The following is a 25,278-nucleotide window of genomic DNA, read 5'->3' on the forward strand; positions in this document are numbered from 1 at the left end:
TTCTTATTACCATTTATTATGATACAATTTAATCATTACTACGCAATAGTAATTTATAACGTCTTATTGCTTACTACATTTTCTATTATTTATAGCACTTTTGGAGGTACAATAAATGAATTCAATGAAATATAATCAATATTTAAGACACGTTGAATTATGTAGAGAAAGAATACAATCATTTTCTAAATATCCATATTGCTTATCAGCGATAAAAGATTTATCTATACTGGAGTTTCATCGGAAAGTAACATATATGGTAGGAGAAAATGGTACTGGTAAATCAACAATACTTGAAGCCATTGCCGTAGCATATGGTTTTAATCCAGAAGGTGGAACTAGAAATTTTAACTTTTCAACAAGAGATACCCATTCAGATTTACATAAGAATCTTAAGTTAGTTAAAGGGTTTAAGAGACCTAATGATGGGTTTTTCTTAAGAGCAGAAAGTTTCTATAATATGGCTACAAATATAGACGAAATAAATGCTTTTAGTTCATATGGAGGGGTTTCACTACATTCACAATCTCATGGAGAATCTTTTTTATCAGTTATTAGAAATAGATTCAGTGGAAATGGTTTATATATTTTAGACGAACCAGAAGCAGCCTTGTCACCATCAAGACAAATGTCTCTGATGGCTATAATGCATGAATTAATACAGAAAGGTTCTCAATTTATAATAGCTACTCATTCTCCTATAATAATGTCTTATCCAGATTCAATAATTTATGAATTAAGTGAGGGTATAAAAGAAGTGAAGTACAAGGATACTGAACATTATAAGCTTACGAAAACATTCCTTGATAATCCTGAAAAAATGCTGAAAATGCTTTTATTTGAAGAATAAATAATAAATGAGAAATTTATCAGTGTACATGGTATAAAAGAAGGTGTAGGCAGGTATATTACTAATATTGAATGAAATAATAAAATATGATTTGGAAATGAGTACATTTATGGAAGAGATGTCTATATAAAAAATAGGTGAATTGATTAAATACTTAATTTTGTATTTATATTATGACATAGTATTCTTATAAGCCGACTTAAACTCAGTATTTAAAAGATACTGAGTTTTTCATTTATAATAAAAGCTTTGGACTAGTTTCCTTACTGCTTCTCCATAGGAAATCTTACTTGTTGGCAGTTAGAAAGTTTATTCAAAGCTACATGATAAACTGCCTTTTTAATTTTATTCTATTACTTTTTAATTAATATAAAATACAGAGTATAATATTTATGATTAGTAATTTTTTCTTTTATTTAATTTTAAAACAAAATTGGAATATAGTGTAACATAAATAAGAATGGTTCGTTTATTAAGTGAAAGGGGTGAGACCATTGTGAAAAATGATGAGTTTGAAGTTTTATACGAAAAATATAGTACGGAACTTTACATTTACGCCCTTTCTCTATGTAAAGATCATCATTTATCTCAAGATTTAGTAAGTGAAACCTTTTTTAAATCCCTATTATTCATTGAGAGCAGTCAGTGTTATATTAAATATTGGTTATTTAGAGTATGCAAAAATCTATATTTAGACCATTTAAAGAAAAACAAATACTTACATAATGTTGAGGTAAATTTAGACAAACTATTAGTAGAAGATAACACATTAGATAAAGTCATACTTAATGAAGAGAGAAAAAGGATTTATTATGAGATTTTAAAATTGCAGCCATCTTATAAAGAAATAATTATCCTATATTATTATTGTGACTTTAGTTTAAAAGAAATATCGTTAATGGTTGGAATCTCCCAGGGTGCAGCTAGAACTTTGCTATTTAGGGCGAGAAGAAAGATTAAAGATGGTTTAGAGGAGGAATTTAAATGAGCTTTAAAGATTTATTATATAAGTATAACAACGGAACAGCGTCTATTGAAGAAATAAAATTAGTAGAAGAAGAACTTGGTAAGTATGAGGCAATTGAGGAGTACTTATCTGAGAAGTATAATTTAGATTTTGAAAAAGATAGTTTATCTGAAAATATTAATAATGAAGCAGCCGTGATTAAAAGAAACGTGAACAAGAAGCTACGGAAAGTAATATTAACTTCCGTTTCTATTGTATTTTTAATATTATTTACTACTTATTATATAGTTTCCCCTCTTGTAAGTAGTTTTTATTATAACCCATCTAAAAAGACAGTTGGTAAATATTTCGATGATTTATATTTTGATTTAAGAGCTTATACTGAGTTGAATTTCCCAGGTTATGCACTTTACAGTGCAAGTTCTGAAAAATTGGGATTTGGAGAATACGACATGTATTTTGAACGAGAAAATCTCTTTAATCGCGAAAGTAAGAATATTAATGCTAAAATTAAAAGCAATCATATAATGGAAAGATCTAAAGATTTCTCCCCTTTTAATTTAGGTTTTTGGGACATTATATTTCCTAGTACAGATAGAGATGAAATTAATAAAACGCAAGATAATATAAATTACATTAAGGAACTAAACCCTGTTTCTTATGTTTCTGCCAGTATAATATTTAAAGATGATTTGAGTATAAAGGAATTTGATGACTTACAACAAAAATATTTCTGGCAAGTTCAATTTAAATGGGCTGGAGTGCGAACTGTAAACCCAGGTGAGCCTACTCACTTCATATCTGGATTTAACCATAATTCTGATGGATCAAGAACTGATGATAGTGCAGATAAAGATAAATACCCTTATTTGCAATTAGCAGACTACTTCCATGAGGCAAGAGATTCAATAGAAGAAGCATATACCAAACATTTTATTTCATTATTAACATATATGAATGATAGACAACAGTTCGTTAAATCACTAAGTAGCTTTGAGGTAGAATATTATAAAAATGCTTTAAACTACGTTGAGAAAAATGGAATAAATATTTATGGAGTTTTAGTTTACGGCGAAGCAAGGGATTTGCTAGAATTTATAGATAATGAACAAATTAAAACTATAGAAATTAATAGCGTCTTGCCTTCGAAATATATGAATTAACAATTCGTTTTTACTCACTAATGCAGTAAGCCTAAAAGCCTACTGCGTTCCTATTTCTGAAACATTACCTCTGACTAGTTTCCTGATTGCTGCTCCTTAGGAAGGCTTACTTGATGTCAGTGATGAGGTTTGTCCAAAACTAAAATAATAATTACATTTTCAATTTATTATTACCATTTATCGTGATACAATGTAATTATCACTACGGAATAGTAAAAAATTGTATAGTAATTACCACTAGTGGAGGTGTAAAATTAATTGAATTGTCAGGATTATGAAGAAACATTGTTATTATTTAACAAACTATTCAATGAAGGGTTTTATAAGCCCAACTTTAAAACAAAAAAATTCAATGATTTATGGTATGATGTGGATATGTTGTTGTTCAGAGATGCACTTGCAGGACCATTCTATCAAATACATACACATGATAATTGTGATTATGTATTTGAAGGTAAGCATGAGTCATTTAAAGAAATAAGAAGTTGTGAAGACTTTCTAAATTGGTGTCTAAATATTATTGAATGTTATCGAAACATAATAAACCAAGTAGGGTCTATTGATGCTAATGAAGAGAAAGATAAACAAGTACTATTATCCCAAGCAGCAGTAATGGAAAAACTATCTTTCATAGCCTTTGATATACAAAAAGATAGATGGAGATTTATTAAAAAACCTTCTTCTTACAAAATCACCTAACCGCAGTAGGTTCAAAATCTACTGTGGTTTTATTTCCAGAAATCATGCCATAATTTTCCCCCAACTCTCTTTTCCCACTACCCCATCCACCAATAATCCATTATCCCTTAAAAGCTCCACCGCTGCCTAAATCCTCCTTCAACATCCCAAAATGAAAATCCTTCCCTGGGCAATTAGCAGCATTAAGCTCACCACGGCCATGTATTTTGTTAATATTATATTTACTACAAATATAGCGAGATAATTTCACCAAAGCTTTATACTGAACCTCTTCTATGCCGCATATTTTTGGACATACTATCAGATTAGTTAACTTTCATATTTTCTATGTTATAAGTATTGAATTTTTTTGCAATACAACTATTATATTTCTTTAAATAAATCACAAAAACAATTAAATAGTTAATAAATAATGATATAAATATACCGTATAGTTGGATTTTTAAAATATATACCGAAAAAAGCATGAGAAATAATGATAAAAAATTTACTTTTGCTGTATTAAATAAAACAAATTTACTTTCATTCAATGATTGTAAAGAGTATTTATAAACAGTACAAAACGGATTAAATATATTAGATATAATTATATGTATTAATAAGTTACTAGCAATTAAAATTACTTCTTCATCATTGGTAATTAATCTAGGTAGATATTTTCTAAAAGCTAAAAATAAAATAGACAAAAACAAATATATAATTATAGATAATAATATGCTTAATTTAGGAATATTGATTAATGATTCTTCATTATTTTCTCCATCATTTTTACTAATTAAAGTAAGGGTTGCTGAACCGTACATATACATAGGAATTAATATTATATTTATTAATTGTGTAAGTATTAAATATGCTGATATTTCAACTACTCCAATTCTGGATATAATAGCATTGGTTGCAATAATAAAAACGCTTCCTTCTAACACCTCTTGTCCCATTAGTGGAATGCTTTCTTTTATGTTATTCTTAATTTTGAATTTATAAATCTCTATCTTTTTATAATTAAACTTCATGTATTTCCTACATATACATATGTAAAATAACAAATTTATGATTAAGGATAAAATTGTTGCAATGGCTGCACCTTTAACTTCTAACCTTGGGAACCCAAAATTTCCAAATATGAGACCATAGTCTAATATTAAATTTATTATAGAAGCACCGGTTGAGCCTATTAAAATCCATTTAGTCATTTTTTTAATTTTAAATAAAGCTGAAAAGCTAAACAACAATAATTGAATAATTATATAAACACTCATTATGCTTGAATAGGCTACAGCTTCTTCCAATATTCTTCCTTTGAATCCATATAAAAGTATTAATATTGGCTTTTGAAATAAAATTATTATAATAAAAAAAGTTAATCCTATTAATATGTTAAGCATTAGACATGAACTAAACTCATCTTGAAAATCTACATTATCATCTTTTCCTAAAGCCTTTGCCCCATTAATATTAAATACTACAGATGTAAATCCTAAAACACCTGCTAGCAATGATATCAATGATACAATAACTCCTACTGCACTATATGCGAATATAGATATCCTTCCCACCATAGCTTGATCGGTAAAACCTATAATTAATCCTGCTACTGATTGAATTATTAATGGTACTGCAATATTATTTAATTCTTTTAATTCATTACTAATTAACTTTTTCATAACTAATACTTTCTTCTATATTTAATTGAATTAAATTATCATAGATTATATTTAATAAAGGAAACTTACTCAAGAAATTAGAAAATATTTTCTTGAAGGATTTTTCGCTTATGTTATATTCATTTATAAAATACTCAATCATATATAATTTTTTCAAAATAATACCTCCTGTATATTAAGCAGCAATTTTATAAGTTCCTTAAGGAGTTTGTCCGATGTTACTTACTATTACTTTTTATACTTTATACTATTCAACTCATACTAATGAATTCCTCTTTAACTTTAATATTAAATAATACCTTAATTTTTTTAAAGCTAACCTATTTATTTATTTTTAAGTTTAATCTCAAATTATAGTTAACAAAGCCGGCGGCGCCTGTACTCCTTAACTTATAGATGGTCAGAGCCCGGCCTTGTGCTGCTTTTTCTTTCTTTTCATATAGCGATATAATATAATTATAGGGTAAAGAAAATAGTCTCCTATCCTTTTGGATAAGGTGCTGGACGAGTAAAATTTATATAACAGGATAAATTGGAATTTGAGAACGGATTAGCAATATACATGAGGTGATGAATAAATGGTGCTTAATCAGAGAATTAAGTTACAAGGAGATAAGGCAAACAGAATTATTAAGGCTATGGAGAATGCGGGCTGGTTCAATAATAGACAAGTAGAAATTTCAAACATCGAAGAATACTATAACGAGCAGGGAATTGCTCTTTTTCCTTCTGCTAAGAAATTTTTCCTTGAGTTTTCAGGAATAGCTAGCAAATGGTATATTGAAGTTCGTAATCTTGACCATTCACCAGATTTTACATTTGAACTATTTCCGTACCCAATTTCATATAAGACAGATGTGAGAGATTACATGTTTGATGATGCAGAGTTTATGATATATTCTGAAGACTATCAAGCTGTTGCAAGAAAAGCTAATGAAGGATTTCTTTTGGTTGGTGAAATAGGTTATTACTATCCAGCGCGTGTATGGATAGGTGAAAGTGGGAAACTATATACAACTCATGAGTATGATGAACAAGTATATGTTTTTAATTCCGTATTTGAATTGATTGAGCATGAATTACAATCACATGAGATGACTTCAGTTGCCATGAAATTATAAACATATTTTATGGATATCAATTTTGTTTATCAGTGAGATTATGAGCAAGCAAAAACAAGGATAAGCTGACTTAGGCTGTCAGCTTATCCTTATTTGTGTCTGTAAATTTACTAGTGTACAGCTTCAAGAAAGTCTCTGCTATATTGTTGTTAATAAATATTTTTACTAAAGTACCTATCTCCTCTATCAGGTAAAACCGTAATTATATTACCTTTATCAATGCTTTGAGCCAATTTTAAAGCGGCGGCTACTGCTGCCCCAGAGGAACTTCCAACAATAAGTCCTTCCTTTAAGGCTAGAACCTTAACCATTTCATATGCCTCTTCATCAGTAACCTTTATAACCTCGTCCACTAAGGTCATATCCATAGTTTTAGGTACGAAGTTATTTCCAATACCTTCAATATCATAGCGACCTTCACTTCCACCACCCATAGTAGAACCATGAGGATCAGCTAAAACTCCTTTGATATTATTGTTTTTTTCCTTAAGAAATTTTGTAACTCCCGTAAAAGTGCCTCCACTACCAGCTCCACATATGAAATAATCTATTTTCCCATCCATAGCTTCATATATCTCTGGCCCAGTAGTTCCGTAGTGCTCCAGTGGATTTGATTGATTTTCAAACTGCCTTAAGCTTATTGAATTTTCTATAGTATTTAATAATTCTTCAGCCTTCTCAACAGCTCCCATCATACCGCTTTCTCTTGGTGTATTTATTATTGTAGCTCCTAATGCTCTCATCAAAGCTTGCTTTTCAACTGAAAATTTCTCTGGAACTACAAAAATTACATTGTATCCCTTATTTATTGCCCCAAGAGCAACACCAATGCCAGTATTTCCAGCAGTAGCTTCAACTATTGTATATCCTGGCTTTAGCTTTCCTTCTTTTTCAGCTTGTTCAATCATATAAGCTCCTATCCTATCTTTAACACTTCCACCTGGATTAAGATTTTCAAGCTTTGCAAAAATGCTAACTCCAGCTTTAATATTTAAATTATTAAGCTTTATAATGGGGGTGTTCCCTATAAGCTCTTTTATACTATTTAAATATTTCACTGCTAACACCCTTTCTTAAAACATGCTTTGCATATTCCTTTGCTGAAAAAAGAGAATGATCTCTATAGTTTCCGCATTGAACTGCATTAGTGGCAGGCACTTCTTCTGTTTCTACAACTTTATTTAATGCATAATTTAATGCTTCAATAACCATATCAACTTCAACTTCTCCCCAAACTACCATGTAAAAGCCTGTTCTGCATCCCATTGGAGAAATATCTATTATATTATCCATCTTTTCTCTCATATATCCTGCAAGTAGATGCTCAAGTGTATGAACTGCTGCTGTTGGCATTTCCTCTTCATTAGGCTGTAAGAACCTTAAATCAAACTTGGAGATTATATCCCCCTTTTCTCCTTGCTGAGTTCCGCATTGTCTTACAAAAGGTGCCTTAACCTTTGTGTGATCTAATAAAAAACTTTCTACTTTTACCATTTTATTTACCCTCTCTTAATGCATTTTCTAAATCTTGTATTAAATCTTCATCCTTTTCTATGCCCACAGATAATCTTATTAAATTATCCACAATACCAACCTTTTGTCTTAGTTCATAAGGTATAGAACCATGGGTCATAGAGGCAGGATGACAAACTAAGGACTCGACTCCTCCTAAACTTTCTCCAAAGGTTATTAACTTAAAACTTTCAAGGAACTTTTTATAATCGTAGCCTTCCTTAAGAACAAAGGATATCATTCCACCATAACCATTAGCTTGTCTTGATTGAACTTCATGCCCTGGATGATCCTCAAAACCTGGATAATATACCTTTTCTATTTCTTCTCTATTTCTTAAAAACTCCGCAACAACCTTTGCATTATCCTCATGCCTATCCATTCTCACTGCTAAAGTCTTAATTCCTCTTATTAAAAGGAAGGAATCAAATGGAGCTAAAACTCCTCCAGTAGAATTCTGAACAAAATGAAGTCTTTCTGCTAATTCCTTGCTGTTTACAACAGCAATACCTGAAACTACATCACTGTGTCCCCCTAGATATTTAGTTGCGCTATGAATAACTATATCTACTCCAAGAGTTATTGGCTTTTGTAAATATGGAGTCATGAAGGTATTATCAACGATAGTATATATACCCTTTTCCTTAGCTATCTTTGACACCGCTTCTATATCGGTTATGTCCATAAGAGGATTTGTTGGGCTTTCTATATATATTGCCTTTACTGTTTCATCAATGCTGTTTCTTACTTCATCTAAATCTGAAGTATTAACTATGGAATACTCAATGCCAAAGTTATTAAATACTTTATCTAAAACTCTAAAGGTGCCACCATATACATTGTTTGAAATTATTATTCTGTCTCCTGATTTAAATAGTGATAGCACTGCAGTGGTAGCAGCCATTCCTGATGCAAAGGCAAATCCTGCATATCCTTCTTCAAGATCTGCAACAAGCTTTTCTAAGGCTTCTCTTGTTGGATTCCCTGTTCTTGAATATTCATATCCTTTATTTACACCAAATTTAGACTGTTTATAAGTTGAAGTCTGGTAAATTGGCACATTTACTGCACCAGTATGCTCATCTCCATCTATTCCACCATGAATTAATAATGATTCAAATTTCATTTTTTATTCCTCCTTAAATATTGTATTATCTATTTTACTCATCTACTATGCTTAAAAATTTTCTTAATCGTTCATTACTTGTATTTTGAAACACCTGCTCTGGAGTTCCACTTTCAACAATTAAACCATCCTCCATAAAAACTACTTTATGTGCTGCTTCTCTTGCAAAGTTCATCTGATGGGTAACTACTATCATGGTCATCCCTTCCTTTGAAAGATCCTTCATCACCTTTATAACCTCAGCTGCTAACTCTGGATCTAAAGCGGAAGTAGGTTCATCAAATAAAATAACTTCAGGTTCCATTGCCATGGCGCGAGCAATCGCCACTCTTTGCTGTTGCCCTCCAGAAAGCTCATAAGGATATTGATCTTTCTTTTCTAAAAGCCCAACCTTTGCTAAAAGCTTAAGACCTTTTTCACGTGCTTCTTCCTTTGAAAGCTTCAAAACTGTTACTTGTCCCTCCATTATATTTTCTATGACAGTCATATGAGGAAAGAGATAAAAGCCTTGAAACACCATTCCCGTTTGCTTTCTAAGTGCCAGTATTTCACTATTTGATATCTTTTCACTTTTGTTAAATACTAATTTGCTCTCTCCAATGGTTATAGAACCCTCATTTGGAGTTTCTAATAAATTTATACATCTTAGAAGAGTTGTTTTTCCTGAACCTGATGGCCCAATAATAACGGCAGTTTCTCCTTTATTAATCTGCAAATCTATACCTTTTAAAATTTCATTAGTTCCAAAGCTCTTGTGCAAGTTTTTTATATTTATCATAGGATTCCCTCCCCGCTACCTAATTACATATCTTTCAAGTCTTTTTTCCATCTTATTCTGAAGCATTGATAATACACTACAGAACATAAAATAAATAAATGCTACTTCAATATACAGCCAAAGAGGTTCATAAGTAGATGCTGTGATTCTCTGAGCTATTTGAAACATTTCGCTAACAGTTATTGTAGCAGCAAGTGATGTATCTTTAACAAGACTTATAAAAGAATTTGCCAGTGGTGGTATTGAAACTCTAGTGGCTTGGGGTATAATCACTCTTCTCAGCACTTGATTATATGTCATACCTAAAGAGTATCCTGCTTCCCACTGTCCTTTTGGTATGGACAAAATAGCAGCTCTTATAACTTCAGAATTGTATGCTCCTACGCTTAATGTAAATCCTATTATAGCTGCTGTTAAAGCATCTAATGTTATGCCTGCTGCTGGAAGCCCATAAAATATTATAAACAATTGAACAATAAGTGGCGTTCCTCTTATTATAGAAACATAAAACTTAGCTAATATAGCTAATGGCTTGAAATTTGATATTCTGGCTAAAGCTGTGCCCAAAGCAATAATTAATCCAAGAGTAAAAGATATAAGGGCAAGAGGAACTGTAAATTGCAGTCCCGCCTTTAATAAGGGTAAAAATGAGTTTATTAATATCTCTATTATTCTTAATGTTCCATCATCAAGGTTCATTGTATCACCTCATTACTTAGACACATCGGTATTAAACCACTTCTTAGAAATCTCTAAATAAGTGCCGTCTGCTTTCATATCTGCAAGTGCTTTATTTACTGCTTCTACAAGCTCCTTATTTCCTTTGTTAAATAACACTGCACTTTGCTGAGCATTATCATATTCAGCTACTACTTTTATTGGGGCATCTGGCTTTTGCTTCTTTAGATCTAAGAAGGATAAACTGTCATTAACTGTAGCATCTACTCTTTTTGAAGTTATAAGGTCAATTGCCTGATTAAAACCATCAACTTGCTCAATATTAGCACCATAGCTTTCTGCAATTTTAGCAATATTACTTGTTAGAGATTGAGCAGATTTCTTACCCTTTAAATCTTCAAAGCTTTTAATATCCTGATTATCATTTCCTACAATAAGCACCGCTCTGGATGTTATATATGGTGTTGAAAAATCATATTTTGCTTTACGGTCTGGGTTAATTGAAACTTGATTCACCACAGCATCAAATCTTTTTGCATCTAATCCAGCAAATAGTCCATCCCATTTTGTATCCACAAATTCTGCTTTTACACCAAGACGCTTTGCTATTTCAGTTGCTATTTCAACGTCAAATCCTGTTAAATTACCATTACTATCATGAAAGCTAAAAGGAGCATAGGTTCCTTCTGTACCAATACGTATTTTTCCTTCACTCTTTATTTCTTCTAATAGATTTTTCGATTCAGTTTGAGTACCTTGATTATTTGCTTGCTTGTCTTTTGTTCCACAAGCTGTAAGACCTACAACTAAAGTTAAAGCTAATACTGCACTAATGAATATTTTTCTTTTTTTCATTTTAATTCCTCCTAAATTTAATTATTTAAAACAAAAAACTCCTACCCCTAAAAACTTAGAGGCAGAAGTTAACTTCCACGGTTCCACTCTAATTGTCATATGTATAACAAAAATATACAATGACATCTTATCCTTTTGGTACATAGATACCTCAACGCTTTAACGGGCGTACACGCTGTCATCTACTATATTTCGAGACAGTGCTCAAAGATGCATTCACACAAGTTACACTTAAAATCCCTTTCAGCCTAGAGGATTTCTCTCTTTTAGCTTACCTTATGCTACTATTTCTTATCATCGCATTAACCAATTCATACTAATCATATTGACTTAATATGATTTAATGTTATAATACGCTATCTACATCCTTTTGTCAACTAAAATTTTAAAATTATATTTAGTTTTTTAGTAGCTATTGAAACAAAAAATCTTAGGTAGTAACCTGTACTCTTCAGAGTTCAGGAAACAATACCTAAGATTTTTAAATTGTTTCACAAATAAAGTTTTATTAGTCAAAAAATTATTAAGTATCATTCTCCTTATCTCGCTTTTTCATAAGTTCTTCCTCTTTGTCTCGTTTTTTCATAAATTCTTCCATCTCTCTATTCTTTTCTTGGAATTTTATAAATTCTTCGTGTTTTTTCTTTTGAGTTGAATTTCCTTTTTTTGCATCAAAGTTAATTGGAAGGTATTTTTCATCGATTATCTTTTCATAGTTTATATCAATAAAATGATCACAAAAATTAATTTCCGCATAGATTAATTTGTTATTTTCTTTGTCAGCCAAAGCATAAACATAACCACTATCGTCCGCATAAACTGCACTTACTGGATAATTAAATCCAGTTGCACCATATACGAGATAATCTTTAGAGGAATATAACTTTGATAATCTCTCTGTCTCTTCAATAAAGTCTTCATCATTGCAAGTATATACAAGGTATGACACAAAATGCGGATCAAATGAATTATAATAATAATAGCAAAAATCTTCAACTTTTGCTGAATCTGGGATACTTTTTGGGAATGTATCATTGCTATGCGTACTCTCATTTCCGAAATATTTATTATAATTACGTATGTCAGTAGTTTTATCTCTTTCTATCCACATTGCACAGAAACCAAGGGGTAAAACAATTAGCATAATCATAAAAATTTTTGATATATTTACTATTATCTTTTCTGTCTTATTCATCTATTTTACCTCCTTTTAGTTCCAAAAGTGATTTTAATTTCATAAAATGTATACAACGTACAAATTTCCTATATTAATATTAACATTATATTGTAAATATTAATATAGTTATATATCTCTATTTCAAGTTCAACTATTCCTCAAATAATAATAATACCATATACCAGTTATGATACTATTTAATTCCAATGAAAAAAAGGAAAACCTCACTTATTTATGCTACATTTCTCCATAACAGTATTAAGTAAGGTTTTCAATTATATAGTTCAATTTACTAATATAAAAAGACTGTAATATAAATTAAAAATCAAAGTTATCTGGATCTGGCCCTACTCTTAAATCTTGATTTAAGGTATCTATCTTTTCAATATCGTCTTTACTTAGATTAAAATCAAATATATCTATATTTTGAAGTAATCTTCCCTCATTTGTAGATTTAGGAATAGTTATTACTTGACTTTGTAAATCCCAACGTAGCACTATTTGAGCTACTGTTTTATTATACTTTTTAGCTATTTCCTTTAACATTTCATTTCCTAATAATCCATTGCCAGCCATTAAAGGTGACCATGCTTCAACTTGAATATCATTTACTTTACAGAATTCTCTAACCTTTTTCTGACTTAAGTACGGGTGGAATTCTATTTGATTTATAACGGGTTTTATTTCAGCATCATTTAATAAATCTTGAAGATGATGAACTTGGAAATTACTTACTCCTATAGCCTTAACACGACCTTCTTTATATAGATATTCTAATGCTCTCCAAGCTTCTTTATATTTTCCTTCTACTGGCCAATGAATAAGGTATAAATCTAAATAATCAATACCTAATCTATTTAAACTTGCTTCATAAGCTGCTATGGCTGATTCATATCCTAAATCAGCATTCCAAACCTTAGAAGTTATAAACAAGTCTTCTCTTGAGATCCCTGCCTCCTTTATACCTTGTCTTATACCTTCTCCCATAGCTTCTTCATTTCCATATATAGCTGCACCATCAATACTTCTATATCCATTTTTTATTGCCACTTTAACTGCATTTACTAATTCTGAACTATCCTCTACTCTGAAAACCCCAAGTTCTAATCTTGGCATCTCAACCCCATTATTTAAAGTAATTGTACTATTTATATTCTCTGTCATATTAATCTCTCTCCCTCCAAACCTTTAATTATTTTTATTAATATATTTATCCGATGACTAGCCGCTCTAATACTCCCATCGCACTCTGTGAAAGCGATTCACATAAAATCAAAGATTCTGGTTCTCTGCTTTTCTTCAAAGTGGGAGCTAAGAGCGGCTATGTCCCTGGATAACGATTTCTAAGAATCAGATGGAGTAAAAACTCCACCTGATTCAAGAACTCTGTTTATCTTATGAAACTCATAAAACTCTTATCCTCTCTTTTTGGTGCTTCAACATTATCTTTCCCGAATTCAACAAGTTTCATCAACCATGACATATTCTTACCTAACACTCTCATTATTTGCATTCCCTCATCATCCTGAAGAACCTCGTTTGGTGTTCTACCATAAGCTACATTCCAATAATTTGATGTAGGCATTAACATTTCTGAATAATTAATATAATTATTTAATTGATCAAATACCGGAACTCCTCCCGATCTTCTAACTGCAACAACACTTGCTCCAACTTTATGTCTAAGCATACCATCATTTACTGATGTCACAAGAAATGCACGGTCTAAGAATGACTTCATGGTTCCTGCAATAGCCGAATAATAAACTGGAGATCCTAATATAATCCCATCGGCCTCTTTCATCTTTGCAATCCATTCATTAACCTCATCATTATCAATGACACATTTTTCATTCTTATTTCTACTACATCCACCACAAGCTAAGCATCCACGTATTACCTTATTTCCAACGTGAATAATCTCCACCTCAATATTTTCTTTTTCTAATTCCTTTGCTACAATCTCTATTGATTTATATGTGTTCCCATCTTTTTTAGGACTTCCATTAAAAGCAACTACCTTCATATTATCTCTCCTTACATCTGTTTTTTTACTTCTCGACTTATGTCCTCATTATATAAATACCTACACCACTTAACAAGTACGCACTTTAAAGTTAGATACCTTAAATTTAAAAACTCCCATATGTAATCACATTACACATAGGAGTTTTTCTTATATCAAACTTTTTTTCATCTCTAGCAAGTAGTTTTTTCTAATAATGAAGAAATATATAATTTGAGCGATTAACATAATTCCTATGACCTGTAATGCTGGAACAGTTATTTCAATGCCCAAACTATGTTTCATTGCACTTATAGCAAAGGCAAAGTGCACTACAGCAACTATATAAGGAAGCAAAAATAGTACCCCTATCTCAATATTTAGTATGCTTTTTATTTCTTTAAAAGTTAATCCTATTTTATTTAACTGTTTGTATTTAGTTTTATCCTCTATAATATCCATGTAGCACTTGTTATACAAGAAGCTTCCCGTTGTTACAAAGAATATAAGCCCGATAAATATTACACTGAACAAAAGTACCCCATAAGCTATTTTTGTACTTTCTAGTATATATGCTTTCAAGGAATTATTATAAAATTTATTATTTTCATCGATATTTTTAAAGTTATTATAAAAATTTTCACATATATTTAATGTATCCTTATAATCCTCTACATTTAATGCTCCAAAATAGTACTTAACACCAGTTATCCTTTCATATATCTCATCTTTAACTACATATACACCTTTATTATAATTAGCTACATTTACATCTCTATGAATTGTCGGAAGTATACCTTTATCACTCTCTTTAGTAACCTCTAGTTTTATATTGTTCAGACTAATATTTTTTCTTTTATCTCCAGGGAAAGATGAATGCTTTATAGTTTCATTTTCATTGAAGGGAATAGTATTTAAAGCCAGTGTTGATGCTAACTTTTTATAGGCAGTTTCGTTAATTATAACTACTTCATCTGTGTCCCCATCAGGAATAACAAACTTTATTTCGTTACTAGCTTTAGTGTAGGGTATCACCTGATCTTTCAGTGAATTTTCAATAAAATCAGCTTTTAAATCAACTTCATCTTTATTCTCGTAAGTATTAGAAAAGAAAAATGCTTGCGGAAATTCTCTGTTTAGTTGATATTCCTTATCTCTCCAATAAGCATATACTGATCCTATTGCTGAAAGGGCAACCGTCGAAGTTATTGTTATTAGGAAAAACATTCTGGTATTATCCTTTACCCTGTATAGTAAATTTGAAACCCAAAGCATTGTAGTTTTTTTCATATATAAGTTTCTATTTCTCTTTAGTAATTTGATTACAAACACACTTAATTGAGAAAATAATAAATAGGTGGCAACAACAACCATTGTAGTTACAGGTATTATTCTATTGGTTATTGTTTTTATACTGCTTGTAACTGATAAAAAATATCCTACAGCTAAAAGCACTATACATATTATAGCAAGAATGACAGAGGCTTTTGGCTCAGGTCTTGGTCTTTTAGTTCCCTTTATTAAATTTAAAACTTTATCTTCTCTTATAATAAATGTGCAAAAAGTTGAAATTACTATTCCAATTATTACAAAAGCACTAAAGGTAATAATCATAGCTTTAACAGGGAAATAAAACTTTAGAGCATCATATCCTAAAAGCTTTCCGCTGGCGGCTAAAAGTATCTTAGAGAAAATTAATCCAAGCAATATGCCTGCAAATGCTGCCACTGAACTAATAAGCATATTTTCAATACGTATCATCTTTTGTACTAGCTTTTTTGAAGCACCTATAATATAAAGTATTCCAAATTCTTTATACCTACTTTTAAGAAAAACACTTATGGAATAAAAAACGAAGAAGCATAAAAATAGGTACGCAATTACCGTCGTTACATAAAATGAATTTTTTATGTGCTGAGGAAACAAACTTACATCAAAATCTGGGTGAAATACAAGCATAGTAAAAGAGAATAATAAGGCTGCTGATATGGTGCTACTTAAAAAGTATGCAAAATATGCTTTTGCATTTCTCTGCACATTTTTAGTTGCAAACTCTCTAAGATTCATTAGTTACCCCCTCCTAGCATTGCAAGCACATCAATAATTTCCTGATAAAACTGCTGTCTGCTTTCCCCTCTATAGATCTCATTATATATAACTCCATCTTTTATAAATAAAATTCTACTGCAATAGCTGGCAGATAGAGGGTCATGGGTTACCATAATTGTAGTTACCCTTTCCTTTTCATTTATTTTTTCAAACAATTCCATTACTGTTTTAGCTGCTTTAGAATCCAGGTTACCAGTAGGTTCATCTGCCAACAATAAAGTAGGATTATGAATTAATCCCCGTGCCACTGCTGTTCTTTGAGCTTCTCCCCCAGATATTTCAAAGGTTCTCTTATTTAGCAAATCCTCTATTCCAAGTATCTTGGATATTCTATTAAGTTCATGATCCTGCTTTTTAACCGGTATGCCATCTAGGGTAAGTGGAAGTACTATATTTTCTCCCACGGTTAAGGTATCAAGCAAATTGAAATCTTGAAATACAAAACCTAGTTCTCTCCTTCTAAATAGGGCAAGTTCATCCCCCTTAAGCTTTAAAGGATTTTTATCTTTTATAGTTATTTCTCCTGAGGTTGGTTTATCCACTGTCGAAATCATATTTAATAGTGTTGTCTTGCCGCTTCCTGATGGCCCCATAATCCCTAAGAATTCACCCTCTTCTATAGAAAAGCTTATATTATTTAAGGCATTGAATAATACCTTAGTTCCATATACTTTGCTTAAATTATCTACCTCTAAAACTCCCATTTTGCTCACTCCTACTATGTTAAAGTTATAATCTTAGTTAATACTAATATTCCTAGTAAACTCCCTACTGCTATTCTATATAGTGCAAAGACTCTTAATGGTTTCTTCTTCAAAAAGTCTACAAACTTTTTCATAACTATTAAAGCTACTAAAAAAGCTACAACAAATCCTAAAACTAATGCAACCCATAGAGTTGGCGTCATTATGGAGTAGTCAAATTCAAATAAGTCCTTTCCAGAAGAACCTATCATTGCTGGAATAGCTATGAAAAATGAGAATTCTGCCGCTATGGGTGTAGATAATCCTGCAATCCATCCACCCATGATTGTAGAAGCACTTCTTGACATTCCCGGCCATAAAGCCAAAAGTTGTAACACCCCTACCTTAATCGCTTGCCCTGGTGTCATATTATCTATGTCTTCTACCTTACGAGCCTTATTTCTATATATCTTCTCAAGTATTATTAATAATACTCCTCCAACTATAAAGCCAACTATAACAGCTTCAGGTATAAATTTTGATTTTATTTTATCGTAGAACAACAATCCCACAACCCCCATGGGAATAGACGCTACAATAACATTTATTCCAAATCTAAAGCCTGTTTTTCCTGTTTTTCCTTTGGTAAATATAAAGCTAAAGAATTCAACTATACTCTCCCAAATCTTTTTCCAATACAAAACAACTACTGCCATTATGGCTCCAAGCTGAATTACAACTTCAAACATCTTGGCAAATTCTCCATGGAAGCCAATTGCCCATCCTACTAATATCATGTGACCTGTAGAAGATACCGGTATAAATTCAGTTAAACCCTCTACTATAGCAATTATAATAGCCTTTAATATAAAAATTATATCCATTATATATCACTCTCCTTAAAACTCATAACAATAGTTTATAATAATAATGCATATACTGCTATCTAAGAAGCTTACGGGAATGTGACATGCATGTAAGATTTTACGCTGAAAAAGGCAAATAAATAGCTACCTATTCATTTGCCTTTCTAAATTTCATTGTAACCATGGTTCCCTCATCAACAGTAGATTCTATCTCTACTTGATGCCCCAAATTTTTAGACACTTCCTTAGTTATATATAATCCCATACCGGTAGACTCTCCATATTTACGTCCATTTTCTCCTGTAAAGAAAGGGTCAAATACCCTTTTTATATCTTTTGCAGGAATTCCTGTTCCTTTATCAATGACATTCAATCTAATCTCTTTTTCATTTTCAGAGGCATTTATAATTAATTCTTTTCCTTTACCTTTAGAATATTTTACTCCATTAATAATGAGCTGCCCTAACATAAACTTTAACCACTTAGCGTCACTATAAACTTCAATACTCTCATCTATCTCAATTCTTGGCATTATTTTATTTCTTATAAAAATCTTTTTTTCTTCATTTACAACATCCCGAGTAAGCTTTTTTAAAGAAATTCTTTCTACTAAAAAATCCTTTTGGAAAGAATCTAGTCTAGCGAAATATAGCACCATTCTTAAACCTTCTTTTAGCTTATTAACCTCATCTTGCATGTTATCATATTTCTCTTCCCCTTCAAATTCTTGAAGCATCAGCTGTATTGCTGAAAGAGGGGTCTTCATTTGATGCACCCACTGATTTATAAACCTTAAATGTTCTTTATGAAGTTTATCTCCTTTTTGAATTTGAGCTTCATATAAGCTGTGCAAATCTTTTAATACCTGTGAAATACTCTGGCTTAAATCTGAAGTGCCAAAGTCTAAAAAAACATCATTTAAATCAGTTACCCCCTCATCTAGCAATCGATATAATTGTCTATTTTGATAATACCTAAAAGCTAGAAAGCACAACAAAATGAAGGTATTAAACATAAGTATATAAATAGTCTCATTAAGTCCTATAAATCCATTAAGATTAGAATATATTATTGTAAGGGCTAAGCTTAAAAAATATATAGTTATATACCCTTTGTTATGCTTCAAAAACAATTTCATACTTACTCCTTACTACCAGGTTTTATTTAATCTATAACCTGACCCTCTTATGGTTTCTATGCCCTTATCTATTCCTAAAGCCTGTAGTCTTTTCCGTACTCTACTGATATTAACACTTAAAGTATTCTCCTCTACGAACTCCAAATCATCCCATATCTTTTCTAAAAGCAAATCTCTTCCTACAACTTTAGGATATTTGTTCATAAGACATTCCAACAGTATACCTTCTCTTTTAGTTATAATTAATTTCTCGTTTTTAAATTCTACTTCTGATCTTTCTGGATAAAACTTAAGACCGTCAATTTCAACGATTCTTTCCTCTGATTTAGCTGCGTAGTCACCGAAGGCTCTTCTTATCTGACTCTTTATCTTAGCAATAACCACATCATAATAAAAAGGTTTAGTTATATAATCATCTGCTCCGCTTTCTAAAGCCATCACTTGATCCATTCCGCTGTCCCTTGCTGATATAAATATTATAGGAATTTTTGATTGTTGTCTTATTTTTCTGCACCAATAAAACCCATCAAATTTAGGCAAATTAACATCCAATAGTACTAAGTTTGGTTCAAACTCATTAAAGCCAATCATTATATCATCAAAATTATTTGCTGTCCTAGCCTCAAAACCATACTTATCTATATATTCCTGTAATAAAGTACTTATTGATGAATCATCTTCTACAATATATATTTTGTATTTCATTTTAATATCCTCCTAATCTATGTTGTAATCAGGATACATTATTGACTTAATTATACTATTTACCTTTGAATTTTTAAACTGGGTAAATTTAATCACCTGAATATCATATTCTTTTCTGTTTACATGTTGCATTTGCCTTTTATTTAATAATTCGATTAAGAACTTACATGATTTAGTTTCCCTTATCCAAAGAAAAATAAAGAAATAGTTTACTTTATTAAGTAAAACTATTTCTTATCCAAAATCATGATATTAATTTTATAGGAATTGTTTTATAATTATGTCCTTACATAACACTTTAATAAAGTAAATATACATTACTTTACATTGATTTTATAGTATTTATACAATTTATTTATATCCGAACTAGACAATATATCTATGCTATTTTTAATATGATTTTCTTCCCAATCCCACCATTTCATTTCAAGTAGCATATCTATCTTATCTTTATCAAATCTTTCTTTTATATATTTTGCAGGGTTTCCTCCTACAACAGTATAAGGAGCTACATTTTTTGTAACTACTGATTTAGATGCAATTATTGCACCATCACCAACTGTAATTCCTGGCATAATCATAGCTTCTGTACCAATCCATACGTCATTACCTATAATTGTATCTCCTTTGGGCTTATATGAATCTAGTAACTTATCTTTAAATGGATATACAGTTATCCAATCAGGGTTATGATTGTTATTTCCACCCATCATAAATATTACTCCACTAGCAATACAACAATACTTGCCTATTTTTATTCTATCTAAAGTCCACCCATAGTCTTCTATAGGATTATACATTTCCTTAGATTTTTCATCTCCCCATATATATCTCACACATATATCTTGAAAATCTCCACCTGCATAATATCCTGAATAATATGTGTATTCCCCAACTTCAATTAATGGATTTTTTACTGTATCCTTTAAATATTTTATTTCTGTCCAATGATTAAATGTATTATTCATCTTATCCTCCTAAGTTTAAGTTTTTGAATATCACTTAACTTAGGTCACACTGCCACATTCCTAAACTTTTTAATTCTCTTCATCATTTTAAGATACTTCCTTAAATTTTATTATTTATTATCTTCTGAATGGATGTGTATTCATATAACAAAAGATATTACTATAATAGTATGATATATTTTTTTATAGATTTCAACAGTTGAAATGAATCATATTTTACTGGTACACTTCCATATCCCAAAACACAACCACCTGCACGCAGCTATTTTAGCTATGCAAAGTGTTGTAATGAATTCATATAATAACTACAATTAATTTTCTATTGAATTATCTACTCTGTTATATCTTCTAATTTTATATCTATTAACTCTTTTGTATTAGGTAAATATTTAATCTTCACGACGTCTCCCTCATAACAATTTTGGAGAATATAATTATAGAATTTATCATCGCTAAATAATTCAAAACTATTATTACTTATTTCCATTTCTATGTACTCATAATCATTTTTACTTACAATATCAATATATTCAATAGTAGTAACTTCTTCAACATAACCTTTTGACACCACATAAGGTAAGTCTTTGATGGTTGCCGTTAAAGTTGATGAATATGGCTGTTCATAAAAAATCCAACCTATGGGATGTAGTATTATTAAAGCTATTAACATAGTCTTCAAATATTTTTTAGATTTAATCATATAGTTAATCAATAATAATACGATATTAATAATAAGCACATCTAAAAGAATACTTCCCATAACATTATCCAAATAATTCCAATATGTATAACTTCTTAATGCTGCATATCCTAGGGTTTTCCATAAACGCACCGCAAAAATAGGTCCAAGAATTGCTAAAACATATTTATTTTTTAATATATTTTTTGCATCTATAAATAAAAATAGTAAATTTCTCATAACAACTGAATCTCTAACTTTTAGCCATACTCTATCTTTAAGGCTTATTTTTTCATCAGTTACATTTGTGTTGATAAATCCCTCATATTCAACATTCATATATTTGTCTTGAAGCTCTTTTATTTTTTTCTTAACTATCGGCGTAAGTTTTTTATCACCATTTAATAAACCATTAATTATAAGCTTTGCTTCCTCTTCTTTTCCTATATTAAAATATATCTCAGCTTTCAATATATTACAAAACATATCATCCTTTTTATCATGGCCATCTTCTAAAAGAGCTTTATTACTTTCTTCGTATAAGCCTTTGAAATTATTATAATTCATTCTCGTATGCCTATAAATTTCAGTGCATTTTTCCTTTACTTCTTCTCGCAAACTTTGCGATTCCTCCCAAATTCTATCAACCATAATCTCATTACCAGTAGCAATATAGTGATCTATTGAATAATAAAAGTATATATATTTTATAGAATCATCTAAATCATCAATATCAAAAGACTTCATTGTTTCCAGTATTTCTTCTGCCTTGTCCAATTGATTGTTTAAATAATACCCAATATATAAATTTAAGATGGCTGATATTTTAAATGTTTCATCTTTTATTTTACTTACAGCTTTTTGTTGCTCTTCTATGAATTTTTCATAATCATTAAATTTTGATAGTATGTACAGTCTTCTTCTTTCATTCCACTTATAATATATAAATTTAAAAATCCCCATTTTTCCCCCTAAATTTTAAATTTCTTTAGTTCTTTCTTTTAAATCTTTATCTTCTAGATATTGACTTTAATGCTACCACTAATCTTTTTATTATCGTAATATGGGGCATAATCTTGATAATTTGACTATAAGCGCTTATTTTAAAAGCTTTACTTTTCCTTTAAAATCCAGACAATGCTTATTTAGCATTGTCATAGATCTTATGGTGAAAGAGAAACATGAACTTCCTAAATCCAAAATATATCTTTGAATACTATTATTAAATTTTTATGCACTTTCATGTTGGAACTTTTCAATATTTTGATATTAAAATTTATAGATTTAAATTATTTTATACGGCTCCACTTTGATTTTACTTGTAATATATCATCTACAATTTTTATATCAAGGGTTATTCTTTTATCATCTAAGTACTTTTCTTCATTACCAATATTTTTATATAGTGTAAATAAAATTAAATATAATCCACCTTATTATTTACAATGATATATTGTTTCAAAAAATAATAGGACTATCTCATTCTAAAAATCACTTTTTATTTTGAGACGATCCCTTTATGTATCTTTATTAATTTTATATTAATCTAAACTACGTGTCCTATAATGCTAATTTCAATAAAGTCCATATTGCTTATTTACGGTTCATTATAAACAATTCTTAAATAATAAATAAATCCATCTTTAGTCTATTAACTAGTTTTTTAAGTTTTAATTTCCTTAATTATGATAAATAAATTTCTAAGTTATTTATTTGGCTCAGAATCCCATCCACTTAAATTACTATTTCCACTAAAGACAAGTTCGTTATCGCTTAAATAATATACATCTTCATCTGGATAGTATGCTACGTCCCCTTGTTCTTTGGTGCCAATATCAAGAATTTCTAAGGTTTCATCTCCTGTATTTATAAATTGATGTGCTATGCCTTTTCCTGCAGGCTTGGCAACAAAATCTCCCTTTTTTATTAAATATTCTTTGCCATCAATCCTCAAAGTTCCATATCCACTGAGAACCATGAAAAATTCTTCTTGTTTTGTGTGACTATGATATTTAGCACTTTTAGAACCTGGTAATATTCTATCAATATTTACATAAATCTTCTCGCTACCTGTTGCTTTACCCAAATAAGAAGTATTAGCTTTGCCTAAAAAGTCTATTACGTATTCATTAGGAAAGTTGTTAATATTTAATATATTAATCATATCTAAAACTATCTCCTTTAACTATTATTGTATCTATTTTAGAACGTATGTTCCAATCAATTTTACCAAATATGTATTTATACGTCAATGTATAAATACTAATTCTATTATGTTCTTCCTCAATAGCCATTACATCTTTATGATATATATAATAATTTCATATTGATATTTCTTATGATATGCAATTCCAAAATCTTTAAGATATTCATCTTCAAGTTCATCGCAGTATTCATCTTTTGCGATAATATTTCTTCTTTCTCCTTATCCTTTTAGAATTAAAATTATTTTTAAAATAATCAATCGAAAAATTTAGAGACTCTAATTATTTCTTCAGTAGAAGTCAGCGTCGCTTCGGCAATACTCTTGATGCTGTTGGCTAAGTATTGCTTAATCAAGTGGTAACCAATAGTATAACCTGCATTCGGCGATAAACCAACTGGACTGTACCCTTGTTTTTTAGCGACCTCATCGCCAAACATATAAGCTGATACTTCTCCAAAACCTTTAGTCTTTCGTCCTTCTTTTATCACTTCCATTGAGTACTCCATCTCTTCTTCATCAAAATCTTCAATCCAAGGTCCTATCAATTCTTTCCCATACATTTCTTCAGCAAAACATTCAGCTAAGCCTTCCAATACCAAATATTCTTCTACAGTCACGTCGCCATGATTAAATGGTTCAAATGTAAAACGAACATTATGATTAAACTCGTGAGCTAAAGCGGATTTTAATCGTTTCTTATTAAAGTCATTAGGAACAACCATTAGCATAATATATCCCGGTATTCCACCAAAACCTGAATACCCTTTATTTACTTCCATTTCTTGACTATCTTCATCCCCTAAAAGAATGTTTACGTTGATTTCCTCTAGTGGAATAGAATAACCTATCTTTTCAAATTCATCAATTCCTTTTGATATCACTTCCTGATATTCTTCGAAAATTCTAGATTCTATAAGCTCTGGTAAATTGTCCTTTACTTGTTGAATAGATTTTCTTGGAGTCCAAATCCCTAACATTTCCGATGCCATAACAACATCGTATCCATTAGGTTCTGCTGCTTTTAACGGTACATTTAGATAATCCCACATTGTTTTCATTGGTTGCATTAATTCATATCGGAATGAATTCTCACTAACTTTTCCTAATAAACACTTATCATAGAAATCTAAGCTATTGATTAAATTGATTCTTACTTTTTCCATATTATCTCCCCCTTATCTAACAGATTAATCTTTTACGCGGCGTCAATGTCAATCTTTTTTCCGAATCCATCTTTAGTTTATTAACCAGTTTTTAAGTTTTAATTTCCTAAATTACTAAATGTTTATATTTATTTTATACTTTTCTTTTTAATTATAATTATGTTAT

General features: G+C 30.3%; 27 protein-coding genes and 1 other annotated feature. Of the genes, 5 read left to right on the forward strand and 22 right to left on the reverse strand.

The window, feature by feature from the left end; genetic code table 11:
- The first annotated feature begins 124 nt into the window (after positions 1-124).
- The 4 genes from RYO54_RS10560 to RYO54_RS10575 all read left to right on the forward strand — a co-directional run bounded on the left by RYO54_RS10560 (position 125) and on the right by RYO54_RS10575 (position 3,679).
- A complete protein-coding gene (locus RYO54_RS10560; protein WP_315118512.1) occupies positions 125-850 on the forward strand; it encodes an AAA family ATPase in 726 nt (241 codons plus the stop codon).
- 496 nt (positions 851-1,346) lie between these two features.
- Entirely contained in the window at positions 1,347-1,838 is a 492-nt protein-coding gene (locus tag RYO54_RS10565; RefSeq protein WP_315118403.1) for an RNA polymerase sigma factor, read from the forward strand.
- Entirely contained in the window at positions 1,835-2,980 is a 1,146-nt protein-coding gene (locus tag RYO54_RS10570) for an anti sigma factor C-terminal domain-containing protein (protein WP_315118405.1), read from the forward strand. Before RYO54_RS10565 ends, RYO54_RS10570 begins: the two co-directional genes overlap by 4 nt.
- A 258-nt stretch (positions 2,981-3,238) precedes the next feature.
- Positions 3,239-3,679 carry a hypothetical protein gene (locus RYO54_RS10575; RefSeq protein WP_315118406.1) on the forward strand — a complete coding sequence of 147 codons (441 nt, stop codon included), beginning with the start codon at positions 3,239-3,241 and terminating at the stop codon, positions 3,677-3,679.
- A gap of 100 nt (positions 3,680-3,779) precedes the next feature.
- Here the strand turns inward: RYO54_RS10575 and RYO54_RS10580 are convergent, their stop codons facing one another.
- From RYO54_RS10580 to RYO54_RS10590, 3 genes are read right to left on the reverse strand one after another with little or no spacing between them, the layout of a single operon-like run.
- Positions 3,780-3,929, reverse strand: coding sequence for a hypothetical protein (locus RYO54_RS10580; RefSeq protein ID WP_315118407.1), 150 nt, complete (start codon positions 3,927-3,929; stop codon positions 3,780-3,782).
- A 55-nt stretch (positions 3,930-3,984) separates the two neighbouring features.
- On the reverse strand, positions 3,985-5,343 hold the full coding sequence (locus tag RYO54_RS10585; RefSeq protein WP_315118409.1) for an MATE family efflux transporter: 1,359 nt from the start codon (positions 5,341-5,343) through the stop codon (positions 3,985-3,987).
- Positions 5,327-5,500, reverse strand: a complete 174-nt coding sequence (locus tag RYO54_RS10590; RefSeq protein WP_315118410.1) for a hypothetical protein — start codon at positions 5,498-5,500, stop codon at positions 5,327-5,329. Before RYO54_RS10590 ends, RYO54_RS10585 begins: the two co-directional genes overlap by 17 nt.
- Before the next feature lie 421 nt (positions 5,501-5,921).
- Between RYO54_RS10590 and RYO54_RS10595 the strand changes: the two genes are divergently transcribed.
- Positions 5,922-6,464, forward strand: a complete 543-nt coding sequence (locus tag RYO54_RS10595) for an SUKH-3 domain-containing protein (protein ID WP_315118412.1) — start codon at positions 5,922-5,924, stop codon at positions 6,462-6,464.
- Positions 6,465-6,613: 149 nt separating this feature from the next.
- Here the strand turns inward: RYO54_RS10595 and RYO54_RS10600 are convergent, their stop codons facing one another.
- The 19 genes from RYO54_RS10600 to RYO54_RS10690 form a co-directional block, all read right to left on the reverse strand.
- Entirely contained in the window at positions 6,614-7,522 is a 909-nt protein-coding gene (locus tag RYO54_RS10600) for a cysteine synthase family protein (RefSeq protein ID WP_315118414.1), read from the reverse strand.
- On the reverse strand, positions 7,506-7,958 hold the full coding sequence (locus RYO54_RS10605; protein ID WP_315118416.1) for an S-ribosylhomocysteine lyase: 453 nt from the start codon (positions 7,956-7,958) through the stop codon (positions 7,506-7,508). The genes RYO54_RS10600 and RYO54_RS10605 overlap by 17 nt, the downstream gene beginning before the upstream one ends.
- Before the next feature lies 1 nt (position 7,959).
- Positions 7,960-9,102 (reverse strand): aminotransferase class I/II-fold pyridoxal phosphate-dependent enzyme, encoded by a 1,143-nt coding sequence (locus tag RYO54_RS10610; RefSeq protein WP_315118418.1) that lies wholly within the window; start codon positions 9,100-9,102, stop codon positions 7,960-7,962.
- A gap of 34 nt (positions 9,103-9,136) precedes the next feature.
- The gene (locus RYO54_RS10615) at positions 9,137-9,880 is read right to left on the reverse strand and encodes an amino acid ABC transporter ATP-binding protein (RefSeq protein ID WP_315118420.1); all 744 of its coding nucleotides are present in this window, start codon (positions 9,878-9,880) and stop codon (positions 9,137-9,139) included.
- 15 nt (positions 9,881-9,895) lie between these two features.
- Positions 9,896-10,579, reverse strand: coding sequence for an amino acid ABC transporter permease (locus RYO54_RS10620; protein ID WP_315118422.1), 684 nt, complete (start codon positions 10,577-10,579; stop codon positions 9,896-9,898).
- A gap of 12 nt (positions 10,580-10,591) precedes the next feature.
- Entirely contained in the window at positions 10,592-11,413 is an 822-nt protein-coding gene (locus RYO54_RS10625; RefSeq protein WP_315118423.1) for an amino acid ABC transporter substrate-binding protein, read from the reverse strand.
- Between the two features lie 54 nt (positions 11,414-11,467).
- Positions 11,468-11,720, reverse strand: a binding site (T-box leader).
- A gap of 216 nt (positions 11,721-11,936) precedes the next feature.
- A complete protein-coding gene (locus RYO54_RS10630) occupies positions 11,937-12,608 on the reverse strand; it encodes a hypothetical protein (protein WP_315118425.1) in 672 nt (223 codons plus the stop codon).
- 300 nt (positions 12,609-12,908) lie between these two features.
- Entirely contained in the window at positions 12,909-13,754 is an 846-nt protein-coding gene (locus tag RYO54_RS10635) for an aldo/keto reductase (RefSeq protein ID WP_315118427.1), read from the reverse strand.
- Between the two features lie 226 nt (positions 13,755-13,980).
- On the reverse strand, positions 13,981-14,616 hold the full coding sequence (locus tag RYO54_RS10640) for a flavodoxin family protein (protein ID WP_315118428.1): 636 nt from the start codon (positions 14,614-14,616) through the stop codon (positions 13,981-13,983).
- Between the two features lie 150 nt (positions 14,617-14,766).
- Positions 14,767-16,662, reverse strand: a complete 1,896-nt coding sequence (locus tag RYO54_RS10645; RefSeq protein ID WP_315118430.1) for an ABC transporter permease — start codon at positions 16,660-16,662, stop codon at positions 14,767-14,769.
- The gene (locus tag RYO54_RS10650; protein ID WP_315118431.1) at positions 16,662-17,408 is read right to left on the reverse strand and encodes an ABC transporter ATP-binding protein; all 747 of its coding nucleotides are present in this window, start codon (positions 17,406-17,408) and stop codon (positions 16,662-16,664) included. The genes RYO54_RS10645 and RYO54_RS10650 overlap by 1 nt, the downstream gene beginning before the upstream one ends.
- A gap of 14 nt (positions 17,409-17,422) precedes the next feature.
- Positions 17,423-18,271: an undecaprenyl-diphosphate phosphatase gene (locus RYO54_RS10655; RefSeq protein WP_315118433.1), complete on the reverse strand. Its 849-nt coding sequence runs from the start codon at positions 18,269-18,271 to the stop codon at positions 17,423-17,425.
- Between the two features lie 130 nt (positions 18,272-18,401).
- Positions 18,402-19,391: a sensor histidine kinase gene (locus RYO54_RS10660; protein WP_315118435.1), complete on the reverse strand. Its 990-nt coding sequence runs from the start codon at positions 19,389-19,391 to the stop codon at positions 18,402-18,404.
- A 12-nt stretch (positions 19,392-19,403) separates the two neighbouring features.
- Complete coding sequence (locus RYO54_RS10665) at positions 19,404-20,096, reverse strand: response regulator transcription factor (protein WP_315118436.1); 693 nt, start codon at positions 20,094-20,096, stop codon at positions 19,404-19,406.
- 317 nt (positions 20,097-20,413) lie between these two features.
- Positions 20,414-21,064, reverse strand: a complete 651-nt coding sequence (locus RYO54_RS10670; protein WP_315118438.1) for a CatB-related O-acetyltransferase — start codon at positions 21,062-21,064, stop codon at positions 20,414-20,416.
- A 331-nt stretch (positions 21,065-21,395) separates the two neighbouring features.
- Positions 21,396-22,706 carry a hypothetical protein gene (locus tag RYO54_RS10675; RefSeq protein ID WP_315118440.1) on the reverse strand — a complete coding sequence of 437 codons (1,311 nt, stop codon included), beginning with the start codon at positions 22,704-22,706 and terminating at the stop codon, positions 21,396-21,398.
- 742 nt (positions 22,707-23,448) lie between these two features.
- The gene (locus RYO54_RS10680; RefSeq protein WP_315118442.1) at positions 23,449-23,907 is read right to left on the reverse strand and encodes a cupin domain-containing protein; all 459 of its coding nucleotides are present in this window, start codon (positions 23,905-23,907) and stop codon (positions 23,449-23,451) included.
- Positions 23,900-24,037 (reverse strand): hypothetical protein, encoded by a 138-nt coding sequence (locus RYO54_RS10685; protein ID WP_315118444.1) that lies wholly within the window; start codon positions 24,035-24,037, stop codon positions 23,900-23,902. The genes RYO54_RS10680 and RYO54_RS10685 overlap by 8 nt, the downstream gene beginning before the upstream one ends.
- A gap of 166 nt (positions 24,038-24,203) precedes the next feature.
- The gene (locus RYO54_RS10690) at positions 24,204-24,998 is read right to left on the reverse strand and encodes a DUF2268 domain-containing protein (protein ID WP_315118446.1); all 795 of its coding nucleotides are present in this window, start codon (positions 24,996-24,998) and stop codon (positions 24,204-24,206) included.
- Positions 24,999-25,278: the final 280 nt, after the last annotated feature.

It is taken from the genome of uncultured Clostridium sp., assembly GCF_963515715.1.
GTDB lineage: Bacteria > Bacillota > Clostridia > Clostridiales > Clostridiaceae > Clostridium_AW.

Coding starts and splice junctions, on each gene's coding strand:
- RYO54_RS10560 (WP_315118512.1), top strand. CDS start 125: ATGAAATATAATCAATATTTAAGACACGTTGAATTATGTAGAGAAAGA.
- RYO54_RS10570 (WP_315118405.1), top strand. CDS start 1,835: ATGAGCTTTAAAGATTTATTATATAAGTATAACAACGGAACAGCGTCT.
- RYO54_RS10585 (WP_315118409.1), bottom strand. CDS start 5,343: ATGAAAAAGTTAATTAGTAATGAATTAAAAGAATTAAATAATATTGCA.
- RYO54_RS10595 (WP_315118412.1), top strand. CDS start 5,922: ATGGTGCTTAATCAGAGAATTAAGTTACAAGGAGATAAGGCAAACAGA.
- RYO54_RS10605 (WP_315118416.1), bottom strand. CDS start 7,958: ATGGTAAAAGTAGAAAGTTTTTTATTAGATCACACAAAGGTTAAGGCA.
- RYO54_RS10610 (WP_315118418.1), bottom strand. CDS start 9,102: ATGAAATTTGAATCATTATTAATTCATGGTGGAATAGATGGAGATGAG.
- RYO54_RS10615 (WP_315118420.1), bottom strand. CDS start 9,880: ATGATAAATATAAAAAACTTGCACAAGAGCTTTGGAACTAATGAAATT.
- RYO54_RS10620 (WP_315118422.1), bottom strand. CDS start 10,579: ATGAACCTTGATGATGGAACATTAAGAATAATAGAGATATTAATAAAC.
- RYO54_RS10625 (WP_315118423.1), bottom strand. CDS start 11,413: ATGAAAAAAAGAAAAATATTCATTAGTGCAGTATTAGCTTTAACTTTA.
- RYO54_RS10630 (WP_315118425.1), bottom strand. CDS start 12,608: ATGAATAAGACAGAAAAGATAATAGTAAATATATCAAAAATTTTTATG.
- RYO54_RS10635 (WP_315118427.1), bottom strand. CDS start 13,754: ATGACAGAGAATATAAATAGTACAATTACTTTAAATAATGGGGTTGAG.
- RYO54_RS10640 (WP_315118428.1), bottom strand. CDS start 14,616: ATGAAGGTAGTTGCTTTTAATGGAAGTCCTAAAAAAGATGGGAACACA.
- RYO54_RS10645 (WP_315118430.1), bottom strand. CDS start 16,662: ATGAATCTTAGAGAGTTTGCAACTAAAAATGTGCAGAGAAATGCAAAA.
- RYO54_RS10650 (WP_315118431.1), bottom strand. CDS start 17,408: ATGGGAGTTTTAGAGGTAGATAATTTAAGCAAAGTATATGGAACTAAG.
- RYO54_RS10655 (WP_315118433.1), bottom strand. CDS start 18,271: ATGGATATAATTTTTATATTAAAGGCTATTATAATTGCTATAGTAGAG.
- RYO54_RS10660 (WP_315118435.1), bottom strand. CDS start 19,391: ATGAAATTGTTTTTGAAGCATAACAAAGGGTATATAACTATATATTTT.
- RYO54_RS10665 (WP_315118436.1), bottom strand. CDS start 20,096: ATGAAATACAAAATATATATTGTAGAAGATGATTCATCAATAAGTACT.
- RYO54_RS10670 (WP_315118438.1), bottom strand. CDS start 21,064: ATGAATAATACATTTAATCATTGGACAGAAATAAAATATTTAAAGGAT.
- RYO54_RS10675 (WP_315118440.1), bottom strand. CDS start 22,706: ATGGGGATTTTTAAATTTATATATTATAAGTGGAATGAAAGAAGAAGA.
- RYO54_RS10680 (WP_315118442.1), bottom strand. CDS start 23,907: ATGATTAATATATTAAATATTAACAACTTTCCTAATGAATACGTAATA.
- RYO54_RS10685 (WP_315118444.1), bottom strand. CDS start 24,037: ATGGCTATTGAGGAAGAACATAATAGAATTAGTATTTATACATTGACG.
- RYO54_RS10690 (WP_315118446.1), bottom strand. CDS start 24,998: ATGTGGGATTATCTAAATGTACCGTTAAAAGCAGCAGAACCTAATGGA.